Annotated in this window: 12 protein-coding genes; 3 read left to right on the top strand and 9 right to left on the bottom strand. The window is 59.6% G+C overall.

From position 1 onward, the window contains the following. Window positions 1-7 precede the first annotated feature (7 nt). Window positions 8-1,237 (bottom strand): PQQ-dependent sugar dehydrogenase, encoded by a 1,230-nt coding sequence (locus tag T18_RS19650; protein WP_004431704.1) that lies wholly within the window; start codon window positions 1,235-1,237, stop codon window positions 8-10. A 188-nt stretch (window positions 1,238-1,425) separates the two neighbouring features. Between T18_RS19650 and T18_RS19655 the strand changes: the two genes are divergently transcribed. Next, the gene (locus tag T18_RS19655; RefSeq protein ID WP_004431706.1) at window positions 1,426-1,611 is read left to right on the top strand and encodes a hypothetical protein; all 186 of its coding nucleotides are present in this window, start codon (window positions 1,426-1,428) and stop codon (window positions 1,609-1,611) included. Here the strand turns inward: T18_RS19655 and T18_RS19660 are convergent, their stop codons facing one another. From T18_RS19660 to T18_RS19670, 3 genes are read right to left on the bottom strand one after another with little or no spacing between them, the layout of a single operon-like run. Continuing rightward, window positions 1,612-2,238: a class I SAM-dependent methyltransferase gene (locus tag T18_RS19660; RefSeq protein ID WP_004431708.1), complete on the bottom strand. Its 627-nt coding sequence runs from the start codon at window positions 2,236-2,238 to the stop codon at window positions 1,612-1,614. An 8-nt stretch (window positions 2,239-2,246) separates the two neighbouring features. Further along, a complete protein-coding gene (locus T18_RS19665; RefSeq protein WP_004431711.1) occupies window positions 2,247-2,915 on the bottom strand; it encodes a pseudouridine synthase in 669 nt (222 codons plus the stop codon). A gap of 55 nt (window positions 2,916-2,970) precedes the next feature. Continuing rightward, a complete protein-coding gene (locus T18_RS19670) occupies window positions 2,971-3,558 on the bottom strand; it encodes an IMPACT family protein (RefSeq protein WP_019566553.1) in 588 nt (195 codons plus the stop codon). Window positions 3,559-3,624: 66 nt separating this feature from the next. Between T18_RS19670 and T18_RS19675 the strand changes: the two genes are divergently transcribed. After that, window positions 3,625-4,854, top strand: coding sequence for a TIGR03862 family flavoprotein (locus tag T18_RS19675; RefSeq protein ID WP_013762049.1), 1,230 nt, complete (start codon window positions 3,625-3,627; stop codon window positions 4,852-4,854). Here the strand turns inward: T18_RS19675 and T18_RS19680 are convergent. From T18_RS19680 to T18_RS19690, 3 genes are all read right to left on the bottom strand, one after another. Beyond that, complete coding sequence (locus T18_RS19680) at window positions 4,851-5,906, bottom strand: quaternary amine ABC transporter ATP-binding protein (RefSeq protein ID WP_025595241.1); 1,056 nt, start codon at window positions 5,904-5,906, stop codon at window positions 4,851-4,853. The two genes, T18_RS19675 and T18_RS19680, sit on opposite strands and share 4 nt — an antisense overlap. Next, window positions 5,899-6,786 (bottom strand): ABC transporter permease, encoded by an 888-nt coding sequence (locus T18_RS19685; RefSeq protein WP_004431720.1) that lies wholly within the window; start codon window positions 6,784-6,786, stop codon window positions 5,899-5,901. The genes T18_RS19680 and T18_RS19685 overlap by 8 nt, the downstream gene beginning before the upstream one ends. A gap of 122 nt (window positions 6,787-6,908) precedes the next feature. Then, window positions 6,909-7,907 (bottom strand): ABC transporter substrate-binding protein, encoded by a 999-nt coding sequence (locus T18_RS19690; RefSeq protein WP_004431723.1) that lies wholly within the window; start codon window positions 7,905-7,907, stop codon window positions 6,909-6,911. Between the two features lie 317 nt (window positions 7,908-8,224). Between T18_RS19690 and T18_RS19695 the strand changes: the two genes are divergently transcribed. After that, window positions 8,225-11,200 carry a PAS domain-containing protein gene (locus T18_RS19695; RefSeq protein ID WP_004431725.1) on the top strand — a complete coding sequence of 992 codons (2,976 nt, stop codon included), beginning with the start codon at window positions 8,225-8,227 and terminating at the stop codon, window positions 11,198-11,200. A gap of 18 nt (window positions 11,201-11,218) precedes the next feature. On the opposite strand, the gene T18_RS19700 is transcribed toward T18_RS19695, so the two are convergent. Beyond that, a complete protein-coding gene (locus tag T18_RS19700) occupies window positions 11,219-12,163 on the bottom strand; it encodes a 2-hydroxyacid dehydrogenase (RefSeq protein WP_025595240.1) in 945 nt (314 codons plus the stop codon). 133 nt (window positions 12,164-12,296) lie between these two features. After that, window positions 12,297-14,645 carry a polysaccharide biosynthesis tyrosine autokinase gene (locus T18_RS19705; RefSeq protein ID WP_004431729.1) on the bottom strand — a complete coding sequence of 783 codons (2,349 nt, stop codon included), beginning with the start codon at window positions 14,643-14,645 and terminating at the stop codon, window positions 12,297-12,299. Window positions 14,646-14,664: the final 19 nt, after the last annotated feature.

Genomic DNA, 14,664 nt, shown 5'->3' on the forward strand with positions numbered 1-14,664 from the left:
GACTTTCTCAGCCGGCCTTGGCGATCCGCAAAATTTGCGAGTTGCCGCCGCCGCGCTCTTCGGTCACGGCATAGACGGCGCCATCCGGACCCACTTTCACATCACGAATGCGCGCTTCCAGCGGCAATCGGCTTTCCGTCGCAACCTTGTCGCCGTCAATGTGCAGGATGACGAGGCCCTGGCTCACCAGACCGCCTACGATGAAGGCTCCCTTCCACTCGGAAATCTGGTCGGCGTCGTAAAAGGCCATGCCGGACGGGCCGATGACGGGGTCCCAATAATAAACCGGCTGTTCCATGCCTTCCTTGGCGGTGGCACCTTCGCCAACGGACCGACCGCTATATTCGACACCGTAGGTGATGACCGGCCAGCCATAATTGAGGCCCGCCTTCGGCAGGTTCATCTCGTCGCCGCCTTTCGGGCCATGTTCCACTGTCCAGAGCCTGCCCTGTCCATCCAGTGCTGCCGACTGGAGGTTACGGTGGCCATAGCTCCATATCTCGGGGAGGGCGTTCTGCTGGCCGGCGAAGGGGTTGCCCTCGAAGGCCTTGCCTTCGGCATCAATGCGGAAGACCTTGCCAAGCCCGCTCGACAGGTCCTGCGCCTGCACACGCGGCGTTGCGTCTGAACGTTCACCGACGGTGACGTAGAGCTCGTTGTTCTGGCCGAAGACCAGGCGGGAGCCGAAATGCTTATCGCCATCATAGGTCGGCATCTGGCGGAAGATCACCGAGACGTCTTCCAGTTTTGCTGCTCCACCCTCTTCGGTCAACTTGGCCGATGCGACGGAGGTGCCGTTGCCGCCATCCCGTGGCTCGGAAAAAGAGAAGAAGATTTTACGGGAGGTTTCGAAATCGGGAGCCAGCGCGATGTCGAGCAGACCGCCCTGTCCGTCGGACGCTACCTCCGGCACGCCTTCGATCGCTGGGCCAGCTTTGCCGTCTGCGACGATGTGCATTGCGCCTTCCTTGGCCGCCACGATCATGCGGCCATCGGGCAGGAATTCCATCGACCAGATATGCGGTAGGCCCTCGGCAATGACGGTTTTTTCGACATCCGGCTGAGTGGCGGCTTGCGGCGCACGGGTCTGACCCTCGAAAGCCGGTTTCTGATCCGGCGCATTGGGCCGTTTCGTCTCGACTGCCGGGGCGGTCTGTGCGTGGGCGCCGCCGGCAAGTGGTACGGCCAGCAGCGCGAATAGCATCGTCGAACTCAGAAATCGGTTGTTGCGGAACATGGGTCTCCCTTCCTTTGTCTGCATCGGGCAGAGAACCATTTGGGGAGGAATTCGTTTCTTGCGATAGTTTCAAGAAAACTTGATGAGGCCGTGTACGGGCGGCATCCTCTTTTTTCATCCATGTAAACTTACAGGGAACCGCAAGCCCACGCCTACGTTTTCCCCTTGGTTACACGGAGGGCGCCGCCATGCAGATCATCGACAACAAGAACATAGACGGGAACAGAGCCAAGCCAATTCTCAATGTTGCGGAGTTTTGCCGCCGTTACCGGCTGGACAAGGCCGAGGAGACACGGTTGAGAAGGCTGTTCGGAGAATTCGCATCCCGGCACGAGCTTTTAATGAACGCTCAGCGCAAGCCGAACTTCCGCTGATCAGTCCTCCGGATCGAGAGATTTTCCGAAAATCATGAAAACATCATATCGGGTGTTCTTTCCCGTTATCTGGTGCGAAGGCTTGCGAATGCCGGGCATAGGTTCGGCGCGCAGAGGCCATTTTAGAACCACCCGCTTCGTCGCATGTTCAAGCGCAGCCTCCATAAGCTCTACCTGATCGGGATCGGATCCCACCAGTTCCCGCAGCACCCGCATCTCCTTTTTCACCAGCGCCGTGTTGTGGCGCGGCGGATGCATTGGGTCGACGATCACCACCTCCGGTGAAAGTTCTTTCAGCAGAAGCCGGGAATCGCCCTGCAGCAGCGTCATGCGGGAGGCAGCCTCGGCATAGGCTCCACCCGCCTCCAATGCGCGGCGAATGCCGTCAGCAAGGTGGGCGTGCATACCGGGTGAACGCTCTATCAGCGTAACTTCGGCTCCGAGTGACGCCAACAGAAAGGCATCGCGCCCGAGCCCTGCCGTAGCATCGACGATTTTTGGCGTGCGGCCTTTGGTGAAGCCCGCGGCCTTCGGCAGAGCCTGTCCGCGCCCCTCGCCGGAGCGGAAACGGTGACCGACCGCACCGCCAACAAAATCCACCACGAAGCTTTCGTCTTGTTCTTTCATCGCAGGCCTCAGAAGGGGCAGGGCACGGTATAGGTGACGTCGCGGCCATCCGGGTGACGAAAGCCCACCGCCTCGGCATGCAGCATAAGACGCGGCGCGGCGGCGAGCGCTTCACCTTCTGCATAAAATTCATCGCCAAGGATAGGGTGGCCGAGAGCCTTCATATGCACCCGCAATTGATGGGTGCGGCCGGTGAGAGGGGCAAGTGCGAGCCTCGTAGCGGGAAGCGGCAATCTTTCCAGCACGCGCCAAAGGCTTTGCGCCGGCTTGCCATGGTCGTGGTCCACCCGGTGGCGGGGCTTGTTCTCGGGGTCGATCGCAAGTGGCAGGTCCACCTTGCCCTCTTCACCCTCGACTTCACCCCAGACGACGGCAACATAGGATTTGCGGGTCTGGCGGTTCTCGAACTGGGCGGCGACGGTCGCGTGCGCCTTGCGGTTCAGGGACATCAACACGATGCCTGATGTATCCTTGTCCAGCCGGTTGATCATCAGTGCTTTTGGAAACTGTTTCTGCACGCGCGTCAAAAGACTGTCGGAGAGCGCGGGATCGCGTCCCGGCACCGAAAGAAGTCCGCTCGGCTTGTCCAGCACCAGTAGATCGTCATCCCGGTGCACGATAGTGAGCCACGGTTCGAGCGGCGGATTATAGACGGGGTTGGAAAGCTCAGATGACATTGCGCTTCCTTAGCACAAATCGGGCATGGGGCCAGATGCCCACCGCGCAATATGATTAGTCCGGAATATGAAGATTGACGCGGCCACTGGTCAGATCGCTGATGAGCCGTGTCAGACGCTCGGCTTCCTCTACGGGAACCGAAAGCTGCATATCCGCGCCGGTGCCGGTGAAGTCCTCCTTTTCCACTCGCAGGTTTTGCGTGGCGGCGAGGCGCGATTTTACCAGGGCCAGATCGGAGAACGGGCAGCTCAAGGTCGCGCTGACATAGGCGATGACCGGTGACGTCTCGCCAAGCCGAAGGCAGGCCGCCGCCGTGCCGCCATAGGCGCGCATGAGGCCGCCGCTGCCGAGCAGAATGCCGCCGAACCAGCGGATGACGAGGACCGCGACATTGTCCAGGGCCTGACCGTCGATAGCCTGAAGGATTGGCTTTCCCGCCGTGCCGGAAGGCTCGCCGTCGTCACTGAAACGATAGGTCTGGCCGGTTCGCCATGCCCAGCAATTGTGGTTTGCGTCGAAGTCAGAATGCGCCGCAAGGAAGCTTTTCGCATCCTCCTCGCCAGTGACAGGTGCTGCAAAGGCAATGAAGCGGCTTTTCTTGATATCCTGCGAAAAGGTGACGGGTCGGTCGAGCGTGAACATGCGCGCTTCAATATCGCATATATTCGCGCGCGGAAATCGGTATAAGGCCACAATGGCAAAGATGCGATGGAGCGGGTTTTGAAGAAGGCAAGGCAGGTCGCGATTGTCGGCGGCGGGCCAGCGGGCCTGATGGCGGCCGAAGTGCTGTCTGCGGCTGGCCATGCCGTAACGGTGTTCGAGGCCATGCCGACCGTCGCGCGCAAATTGCTGATGGCCGGAAAATCCGGTCTCAACATCACCCATGCCGAAGACTACGACATTTTCCTCCACCGTTTTGGCGACGCGGAGCAAAAGCTGCGCGCCGCCCTCGATGATTTCACGCCCGGCGCGCTGCGTCACTGGGCGCAAGGTCTGGGGCAGGAGACCTTCGTCGGCACGTCAGGTCGGGTGTTTCCGACGGTCATGAAGGCCTCGCCGCTGTTGCGGGCATGGCTTGCCCGGCTGGAGGCACACGGCGTTATCATCAAGACGCGGCATCGCTGGATGGGTTTTTCCGCAGACGGGCTGGTTTTCGCGACACCGGAGGGCGATGTCTTCATGAAGGCCGATGCCGTTCTTCTGGCGCTCGGCGGCGCAAGCTGGCCGCGTCTGGGTTCGGATGCGGCATGGGTGCCGGCACTCGCGGCTGAAGGCGTGGAGCTTAACCCTTTCCGCCCCGCCAATTGTGGCTTTGATGTCGATTGGAGCGATGTCTTCCGGCAGCGTTTTGCCGGTGAGGCGTTGAAATCCGTCACCACCATTTCCCCGGCCGGAGCGTTTCAGGGTGAGTTCGTGGTGACGCAGCACGGCATTGAGGGCAGCGTCATCTATGCCCATTCCGCCGCACTTCGCGACCAGCTGGAACACACGGGAAAGGCGACACTCGCTGTCGATCTGGCGCCGGGACGTACCGTGGAGCGCCTTGGCCGGGATCTGGCAAAGCTTGGCCGCAAGGAGAGTTTTGCAAACCGGTTGCGGAAGGCCGTGGGCCTCTCCGCCGTCAAGGTCGGACTTCTGCGGGAAATCTTTCACGATATCTCGGCGATGCCGGATGATCTGGTCGCCGCAAGAATCAAACATGCGGAGATACCGCTTGCACGGACGAGACCGATTGCCGAGGCGATTTCATCGGCTGGGGGCGTTGACTGGCAAGGTATCGATGAGAACTACATGCTGAAAAAACTCCCCGGCATTTTTGCTGCCGGGGAAATGCTGGACTGGGAGGCGCCGACCGGCGGTTATCTGCTGACCGCCTGTTTTGCCACTGGCAAGGCCGCCGCCAAGGGCATGACCAAATGGCTCGACGGCTTGGCCTAACCGGCCTCGGCCAGTTTTTTTTCCGCGCTTGGCGTGGTCCTGACGAGGCAGCGCATGATGGCATCCGTGGTGACGGAGCCGAGTGACTTGCCGTTTTCGCCGATGATCACGGCACTGCCGACATCCTCCCTGACGAGCGCGCGCAAGCCTTCCTCGACGGTCATGTCCGCATCGAGCTGAAGACGCGACTGGCCGGTAAACTCCGGCTGGACGATGGCGCCGAGACGAATGACCCGGCCACGGTTGACCTCTTCCACGAAGGCTTCGATATAGCTGTCTGCCGGACTCATGACAATTTCGGCGGCCGTACCCTGCTGGATGATCTCGCCGTCGCGCAGAATGGCGATCTTGTCTCCCAGCCGAAGAGCCTCATCCAGATCGTGGGTGATGAAGACGACGGTTTTCTTCAGCTCTTTCTGCAATTCCAGCAGCACTGTCTGCATGTCGACGCGGATGAGTGGATCAAGTGCCGAATAGGCCTCGTCCATCAGCAGGATTTCGGCGTTGTTGGTCAGCGCGCGGGCGAGACCCACGCGCTGCTGCATGCCGCCTGAAAGCTGGTTCGGATAATGGCTCGAAAAGCCTTCCAGCCCCACCCGCTTGATCCAGACGTCGGCTTTTTCTTCCCGCTCGCCCTTGTCGACGCCCTGCACCTCAAGGCCATAGACGACGTTTTGCAGCACGTTGCGGTGCGGCAGCAGGCCGAATTTCTGGAATACCATCGCCGTCTTGTGGCGGCGGAATTCCAGAAGTTCCGCTTCGTTGAGGCGACAGACATCCGTTCCGCCATAAAGGATTTCTCCCGCTGTCGGGTCGATCAGGCGGTTGACGTGGCGGATCAGCGTCGATTTTCCCGAGCCGGAAAGGCCCATGATCACGGTGATCTGCCCGCCCGGCATGGTGATGTTGATGTCGCTTAGGCCGAGCACATGGCCGTGCTTGGCGTTCAGTTCCGCCTTGGACATGCCGCCCTTCACGGCGTCGATGTAGTTCTCCGCCTTGGAGCCGAAAATCTTGTAAAGGCTGCGGATTTCGATCGATTGACTAGCCATGCGCCACTTCCCGGTGTTTTTGCAGGCGAAGGCCGTAGGCCTGGCTGATGCGGTCGAAGATGATGGCGATGCCGACGATTGCCAGGCCGTTGAACACACCGAGCGTGAAATACTGGTTGGCGATGGCCTTCAGAACCGGCTGGCCAAGGCCCTGAACACCTATCATGGAGGCGATGACGACCATGGCGAGCGCCATCATGATTGTCTGGTTGATGCCCGCCATGATGGTGGGGAGTGCAAGCGGCAGCTGCACCTTGAAAAGCTTCTGGCGCTTCGAGGAACCGTAAGCGTCTGCCGCTTCCAGCACGTCCCGGTCAACCATGCGGATGCCGAGATTGGTAAGCCGGATCATCGGCGGAATGGCGTAGATCACCACGGCGATGACGCCCGGGACACGGCCGATGCCGAGCAGCATGACGACGGGAATGAGATAGACGAAACTCGGCATCGTCTGCATGACGTCGAGAACGGGGTTCACGATACTCTGCAGGCGGTTGGACCGCGCCATGGCGATGCCAATCGGCAAACCGATCACGATCGAGAGCACGGCGCAGACGAAGATCATCGAGATCGTCTTCATCGTGTCTTCCCACATGCCGAACCAGCCGATGGCAAAGAGAATACCGCAACATAGTCCAACAATGGTGGCGCTGCGGCTGGCAAACCAGGCGAGTACGCCGACAATAAGAATAACGACCGGCCAGGGGGTGCCGATCAAAAGCCTTTCCGCCCAGATGAGGAAGCTTTGGAGCGGTGTGAACAGCCCCTCTATCGTGCCGCCATAGGCTCTGGTGAAACCCCGAAACCCCTCGTCGATCACTTTCTTCAGCGCACGCAGGGCATCGTCATTCATGGTCGGAAATTTGAAAAGCCAATCCATATCCTGTTCTCCACGACGAACCGGGGCCGGCGGGCAATATCCGCCGCGCTCCGGAACTTAAAAACGGCCGGGCGCCGCCATTGGCGGGCCAAGCTGTCGACCACATATGTCGTGCCACCCTTTTAGAGGGCAGCCTTGACCTTTTGCGCGACGTCGGGGGAAACCCAGCCCGTCCACAGAGCCTCGTTTTCCTTCAGGAAGTGTTTCGCGCCATCTTCGCCGGTTGCCTGATTGTCGGTCATCCAGGCGATCAGCTTGTTGACGGTGTCGTTGGTCCAGGCGCGTTTGTTCAGATAGTCCATGGCCGGGCCGGCGCGGTCGGCAAAGGTCTTGCTGACCAGCGTCTGCACGTCGTCAACCTGCCATGCATTGGGCTTCGGGTCCGCGCAATCGGCAACCGAGGTGCAGCGCTTCCATTCGGCAGAGTCATATTCCGTGCCGAAGCCGAGCTTCACCATCTCATATTTGCCGAGCAGCGAGGTCGGAGCCCAGTAATAGCCTACCCACGGCTGTTTCGCTTCGTAAGCCTTGGCGACCGAGCCGTCGAGACCTGCGGCGGAACCGGTGTCCACCAGGGTGAAGCCGGCCTTTTCACCACCAAAAGCCTTGAAAAGCTGGGCGGTGACGACGGTGCCGCCCCAGCCCTGCGGGCCGTTGAAGACGGCGCCCTTTGCCTTGTCTTCAGGCGAGGGGAAGAGCTCGGGATGTTTGAAGAGATCAGGAATGGTCTTGAGATCGGGGTTGGCATCGGCGACATATTTCGGGATCCACCATCCCTGCACAGCGCCGTCCGACAGAATCTTGGCGGCCGCCACGACCTTGCCGCCCTCAAGTCCCTGTTTGACGATTTCCGGCTGCAGGCTGACCCAGGCCTCCGGCGCGATATCAGGCTGGCCCTTTTCGGCCATGGAGGTCAATGTCGGTACGGTGTCGCCTGTGACGATTTCAGCGCTGCAACCGTAACCCTTTTCCAGAATGATCTTGTCGAGATTGGCGGCGACTTCAGCGGATTGCCAGTTCATGCTGGCGATCGTGACGTTTCCACAGTCCGCAGCAAAGGCTGCACCGCCTGTAAGGGCGAAGCCGGCGGAAAGAATTGTGGCACCCAAAAGTATTTTCATTTTTGTTCCCTCTGGTCGCGGTGTGCGAAGACCCGGGCGCTGACGGCACCGCGACCGCCAGCACCCGCATTGAGCGTTAATAATTACTTTGTTGCCGTTCCGTTTGCGGCAGTTTTTGGCGTATTGAGGATGGCAATCGTCAATCAATCATCACGCTTGTGGGGTGCTTCTGCGAAATTTGCGGCGTGCGAATTCCCCAGTCTTGCCGGTCGCGCTTCTGAAAAGCCGTGAACAACAAGCAGAAGTTTCTGTTTTCTTGGACATTTATTCCGTTCTGTACTACGGAAAATTTCGTCTCTTTTTTGTGGTGATATTGAATGACCAATCTTCGTGCTGCCCCGGTATGGCCGATCGGCGGCGGTGAAACGGGTGAGCTTGTGCGTGGCTTCGACTGGTCGAAGACATCGCTCGGTCCGATTAGCGACTGGCCGCAGAATTTGAGGCAGAAGGCCAATTCCGTCGTCAACTCTCCCATTCCGCAGGTGCTGATGTGGGGTGCGGATCATGTGATGATCTACAATGACGGCTATGCGGAAATTGCCGGCAATTATCACCCGCGGGCGCTGGGCGGAACGGTGCCAGGTATCTGGCCCGAGATCTGGGACTGGAACAGCCGCATTCTGGAGGCTGGCTTTCGTGGCGAGGTCATGGCTTATCGCGACCAGCCGATGACGCTGATGCGGCACGGTCAGCCGGAAGAGGTGATCTTCGATCTGTTCTATACGCCGATCTACAATGATGGCGGCGCGGTGGACGGCGTCCTGTGCACGGTGCTTGAAAACACCGAAAAGGTGAAGGCCGTGGAGGCGCTGGAGCAGAGCCGCAAGGAGCTGAGCCGGCTTACCAATGCCCTGCCAATCCTGGTGGGATATGTCGATCGCGACTATGTCTATAAATTCGCCAATGACGGTTATCTGGAGTGGTTCGGCCGCAGCGCCGAGGAGGTGATCGGCCGTAGCGTTCCGGAAATTGTTGGAGACGCGTTCTTCAGTTCGCGCAGGGCCTATCTCGATCGTGCGCTCGGCGGCGAAAAGATCGTTTCGGATACGGTGATCAGCAGGCCGGATGGCAGCAAGCGAGCCGCCGAAATCCGTTATGTTCCCCGCTATATCGCAGATGGTTCGGTTGACGGCATTTATGTGCTGATCATCGATATCGAGGACCGGAAACGTTCCGAGCACGAAATCGTGCTTAGCAATAACCGTTTCCGCGCCGCTGTTGATGCGGTCCACGGCGTGCTTTGGACCAATACCGCCGACGGCATGATGCTGGGTGAGCAGCCTGCGTGGGGTGCACTTACCGGGCAGAGCTTCGACGAGTATCAGGGGTTCGGCTGGGTCGAAGCGGTTCATCCCGAAGACAGGGACCATTCGCTGGAAAGCTGGACAAAAGCCGTTTCCGCGCGGGCGACCTATATTTGGGAGCATCGCGTTCGCCGCCATGACGGCGTCTACCGCACATTTGCGATCCGTGGCGTTCCGATTTTCGACAATTCCGGTGATATTGCGGAATGGGTGGGTGTCCACACGGATATCACCGAACAGCGGCTGGCCGAGAACACGCTTAAAGAACATGCCAGCAATCTGGAACGCGAGATTCGCCACCGCATAAGAGCGGAAGAGCAGCTTCGCCAATTGAATGAAGGGCTGGAAGCGCGGGTCGAGACGGAAATCGCCGAGCGCCGCCAGACCGAAAGAGCGTTGCAGCAGGCGCAGAAAATGGAATCCATCGGCCAGTTGACCGGTGGCGTCGCGCATGATTTCAACAATCTTCTTCAGGTAATCGCGGGCAATCTGCAATTGCTGTCAAAGGACGTGATTGGCAACGAGCGTGCCGAACGGCGGCTGGAAAATGCGCTGGCCGGCGTTCATCGCGGTGCCAAGCTTGCAAGCCAGCTTCTGGCCTTTGGCCGTCGTCAGGCGCTGGAACCGCGCGTTATCAACATCTCCCGCTTCGTTACCGGCATGGACGATCTCCTGCGCCGTTCGCTTGGTGAGGCGATCGAGGTTGAGGTCATCACCTCCGGCGGCCTGTGGAATACCTATGCCGACCCCAACCAGGTGGAAAACGCTCTCCTTAATCTGGCGATCAATGCGCGTGATGCCATGGAAGGGCACGGCAAGCTGACAATCGAGGTCGGCAATGCGGTTCTCGATCGCGATTACGCGCGCAAGCATTCGGAAGTCTCGCCGGGGCAATATGTCATGCTGGCTGTTACCGATACCGGATCGGGCATGTCGCCGGACATTCTGGAAAAGGTGTTCGAGCCGTTCTTTTCGACGAAACCGGAAGGCAAGGGCACCGGTCTCGGCCTTTCGATGGTTTACGGTTTTGCAAAACAGTCCAGTGGCCATGTCAACATCTATAGCGAGGTGGGGCAGGGCACGACGGTGAAGATGTATCTACCGCGATCCGCCGCCGACGAGGACAGGGAAGTGGTGATACCGACCGGCCCCGTCGAGGGTGGCACGGAAACGATCCTTGTGGTGGAGGATGACGAGGAGGTGCGCAGCACCGTCGTCGAGACACTGAGCGATCTCGGTTACCGCGTGCTCACTGCCCGCGATGCGCAGGCTGGTTTGACGGTGGTCGAAAGCGGCATTCCGATTGACGTAATCTTCACCGATGTGGTGATGCCGGGACCTTTGAAAAGCCGGGAAATGGCGCGCCGGGCGCAGGAAAGGTTGCCTAATCTCGCCGTTCTCTTCACATCCGGTTATACGGAAAACTCCATCGTGCATGGCGGCAAGCTGGATTCCGGGGTGGAACTGCTCTCCAAGCCTTACACGCGCGAAGCGCTGGCGCGGCGCATCCGCCATGTCATCGCCAATCGCAAGCAGGTTTCTCTCGCCAAGACGAGGCCGGTATCATCACCGCGTCATTCCAAAACCCCCGAATCCGCGCAGGTCGTCGGAGACGAGACCAGATCGGTTTGCGTGCTTCTTGTTGAGGATGACGAGTTGATCCGGATGAATTCGACCGAGATGCTGGCCGATAACGGCTTTGCCGTCGTCGAGGCCGGAAATGCTGTGCAGGCGCTAAAGGCGATCGAGACGGAAGAGATCGATGTTCTCGTTACCGACATAGGCCTGCCGGACATGAAGGGCGGCGAGCTGGCGGTTGAGGCATTGCGCCGGAAACCGGGACTAGCCATCGTGTTTGCCACGGGAGACAACCAACTGCCGAACGGGGCGCCGGAAACGGCAGTGCTTTTGACCAAGCCCTATGACGAACAGCAGATCGTCTCAGCTGTCGAACTGGCCCATACGGCAAACACGATGGCGGGCGAATAAACCGCCCGCCATCCTGTCTCAATAACCGCGCGTCATATCGACCGTTTCCGGCAGCGTACCTGTTTCACGCCATGTCTTGACATTGCCTGCCACTATTTTCGCTGAACTTTCCCGGCTTGTCGGCGCGGAAATATGTGGCAGGACGGTCACTTTCGGGTGCTGCCAGAATGCGGAAGCGTGAGGTAGCGGCTCCTGTTCGAAGACATCGAGAACCGCATGCGAAAGCTGGCCGGAATCAAGCGCCGCGATCAGGTCATCGGCGACGACGACGGCTCCGCGGGCGAAATTGATGAGTGCGACTCCCTTTTTCATGGCGCCGAGACGGTCGGCATTCAGAAGGCCGCGCGTCGCATCGGTCAGCGGCACCAGACAGACGAGAATGTCGCTTTTTTCCAGCAAGTCCCCCAGCCCGTCATCGCCCGTCAGCGTTGCCACTCCCTCGATTGCCTTGGCCGAGCGGCTCCAGCCGGAAACGTTGAAGCCTGCATGAAGCAGGCGTTGCGCCGCAGCCGTTCCGAGCGCGCCGAGGCCGAGGAGGCCGACGGTCATCTCGCCCGGATGCCGATAATCGAGTTCCTGCCAGAGGGCTTTTTGCTGGTTTACGCGATAGGCCGGCATGTCGCGTTGCAGGTAATATGTCCATGCCAGCACGGCTTCCGCCATCACGCGTGAAAGCTCCGGGTCTTTCAGCCGCACGATCGGCGGCGCCTTGTCTCCCAGTTCCAGAACGAGCCGTTCGACACCCGCCCACAGGCTGTGAATCCACGAAAGACCCGGCAAGGCTGCAATATCGGCTGGATCGGGATTGGCGACGATGGCGAAGTCCACCGCGCGTTTCTGCTCCCCGCTTAATTCGGAAAAGGAGAGGATTTCCTCTTCCGGCATGGCGTCGCGAAGCGCTTGCTTCCAGATGGCTTCCGCTTGCGCATTCATCCGCGAAACAAGGGCGATGGGTGATGGCATGAAACTGGTCCTGCTTGCTGGCGATTGGTTGGTCGCCATCAATGCGTAATTTTGCGGGCAACGCCATAGGCTGGATAGCAAAATTTGAGCTGCAAAAAAAAGCGGCCCGGTTTGCACCGGGCCGCTACACCATTCAGGCGTTTTCCTTCACCGGCGGTTTGGCGTCGCCGTAATAGGCCGCGAATGTCTCGTGATAGTGCTCAGAACCACCGGGGCCTGCATAACGCTGCAATTCCGTCATATCGGTCTTGTTGAGCACGATCCCCAACGTCTTGTTGGCAATCTGCGGTTCGTTGGCCATCAGGTTCTGCACCATCTGGATCGGCGTCTTGCCCCATTCCGTAACGAAGACGAAACCATCGACCTGCGGTGCGAAGGCTTTAGCGTCGATGACGGGAACGACGGGTGCAAGGTCGACAATGATGTAGTCGCAGGCCTCACGCGCCGATTCGATGAATTTGCGCATGCCGGAGGAGGCAAGAAGCTCGCTTGAATGGGCAAACTGGTTGCTGGTGGAAACCGGCAGGATGCCCATTTTCGTGCGGGTATCGACCTTCACTGCCTGCGTCCACGGTATCTCGTCAAGCACGACCTCCACCAGACCGGCGGATTGCCGCGTTGTCAGCATGCGGCTGAGGCCGGGGTTGCGGATGTCGGCATCCACCACAAGCGTGCGCTTGCCGGTGGAGGCGATCAGACCGGCGAGATTGAGCGCCACGACCGATTTACCCTCGTTCGGCAGGCATGAGATGACGCCGATTACCCGGCACTGGCGTTCCTGGATAACGACATCAGCCGTCAGCTTCACGTTGCGCAGCGTCTCGGCAAAGCTTGAGCGCGGGCTGTCGACGGCAAGGCGCAGCATTTTCTGGAACGAGACCTGACCGTTTTCGTCGATGGTCGTGCTCTCGCTGCCGGGGGTGGCGGCAGGGGTACCCGACTTTGCGGTTTCTGCACCCCGTTCCCCGATAAAGGGCAGGTAGCCCAGAAAACGCATGCGCAGATTGTCGCGCACATCGTTGCCGGTGTGGAAAAAGCGATCCCGGAACTCAAGAAGCGCTGCGATGCCGCCGCCCAGCATAAGGCCGAGAATGACGGAAAGCGCCATGGTCATCGTCTTTTTCGGGCTGGACGGAGCTGTCGGCAGACCCGCTTCGGAGATGATGCGGGCCTTGGCGATCGGCAGCGACTGCTTCTGGGATGCTTCTTCGAAGCGGCCGAGGTAGGACTGGTAGAGTGTGCGCAGAGCGGTTGCCCGCTGCTCCAGCTCACGCAATTGCACCATAGTGATATTGGCTTGCGAATTGCGGCCCGCCACGCGGTCGATATTGTCGCGAAGCGATTGCACACGGGAATTGGAGACGTCGTATTCGTTCTTCAGGCTGCCCGTAACCTGCTGCAGTTCCTGGAATATCTGCCTTGCAATTTCTTTCTTCTCACTCTCCAGCGCTACCGCCTGAGGGTGGTCGGCGCCGAATTGCTGGACGACGCCCTGCAATCGGTCAGAGATCGTGATGTAGCGCTTGCGAAGGTCCTGAATGACCGAGTTATCGGCATCCCGTGCGGAAACGACTGCATTGTCAACCGCTGCATCCGGTCCCCGGTCGATGATGGATTTGTACTGGCCATAACGTGCAGCAGCCGTCGCGACATCCGCCTGCGCGGCAATCAGCTGGCCGTTGAGATCGGCCAACTGGCCTTCCGACATGAGCTCGCCGCGCGAAGAAACGATATTATTGTCCGTCTTGAATTTTTCGACGGCAAGCTGGGCGGCCTGCGCACGCTGGTTCAGGTCGCTCATGCGCTCCTGAAGCCACACAGAAGCGCGCTCGCTGGCGTCGAAATTGGCGTTCAGCTGTTCGGTCAGATAGGCCTGCGCATAGGTCTTGGCGATGAGCGCGGCAAGCTGCCGATCCGTCGAACGGGTGGAAATGGCGATGACCGAACTGCGGCCGACACGCTCTACGATCAGCGATTGTTGCAGCACGGCGGCTGCCTTTTCGCGGCGTCCGGCGCGGATTGCCGCTTCGGAGGCCGGCGGATCTCCGGGCAGGATGAGATCGACGATACCGCGCACGGAAGATTTCACGAGATCGACCGGCGACAGCGACGGATTGACGATGGTGTCGTTCTCGTCGAGCTTGGCCTTGTCGACCACGGTCAGCGCCATTTCCTTGGATTTCAGAATTTCCACAGCACTGGCGATACGGTTGTCGACGATCTGGGCGGCAGGTACCGGCGATTCCTCTTCCGCGTAACGGGAAAGGCTTTCATCCAGAAGCACCTGAGTCATCGCGGTGTAAACGGGGGTTGCAAGCACCAGATAAAGGCCGGCCAGAACCACAGCGGCGATGACCGAGGCGGCAATGACATTGGCGCGGCGCACCACGGCTGCCCAGAGGCGATCGAGGTCAATAAATGTGTCGGCATCCTTGCCGGGATCCGGAAAACCGATGCTGGATTTAAAGGTCTTGTGGTGCATGGACCTACCTTGTGAATTA

The sequence above is a fragment of the Rhizobium sp. TBD182 genome (assembly GCF_001950375.1).
Taxonomy (GTDB): domain Bacteria; phylum Pseudomonadota; class Alphaproteobacteria; order Rhizobiales; family Rhizobiaceae; genus Agrobacterium; species Agrobacterium tumefaciens.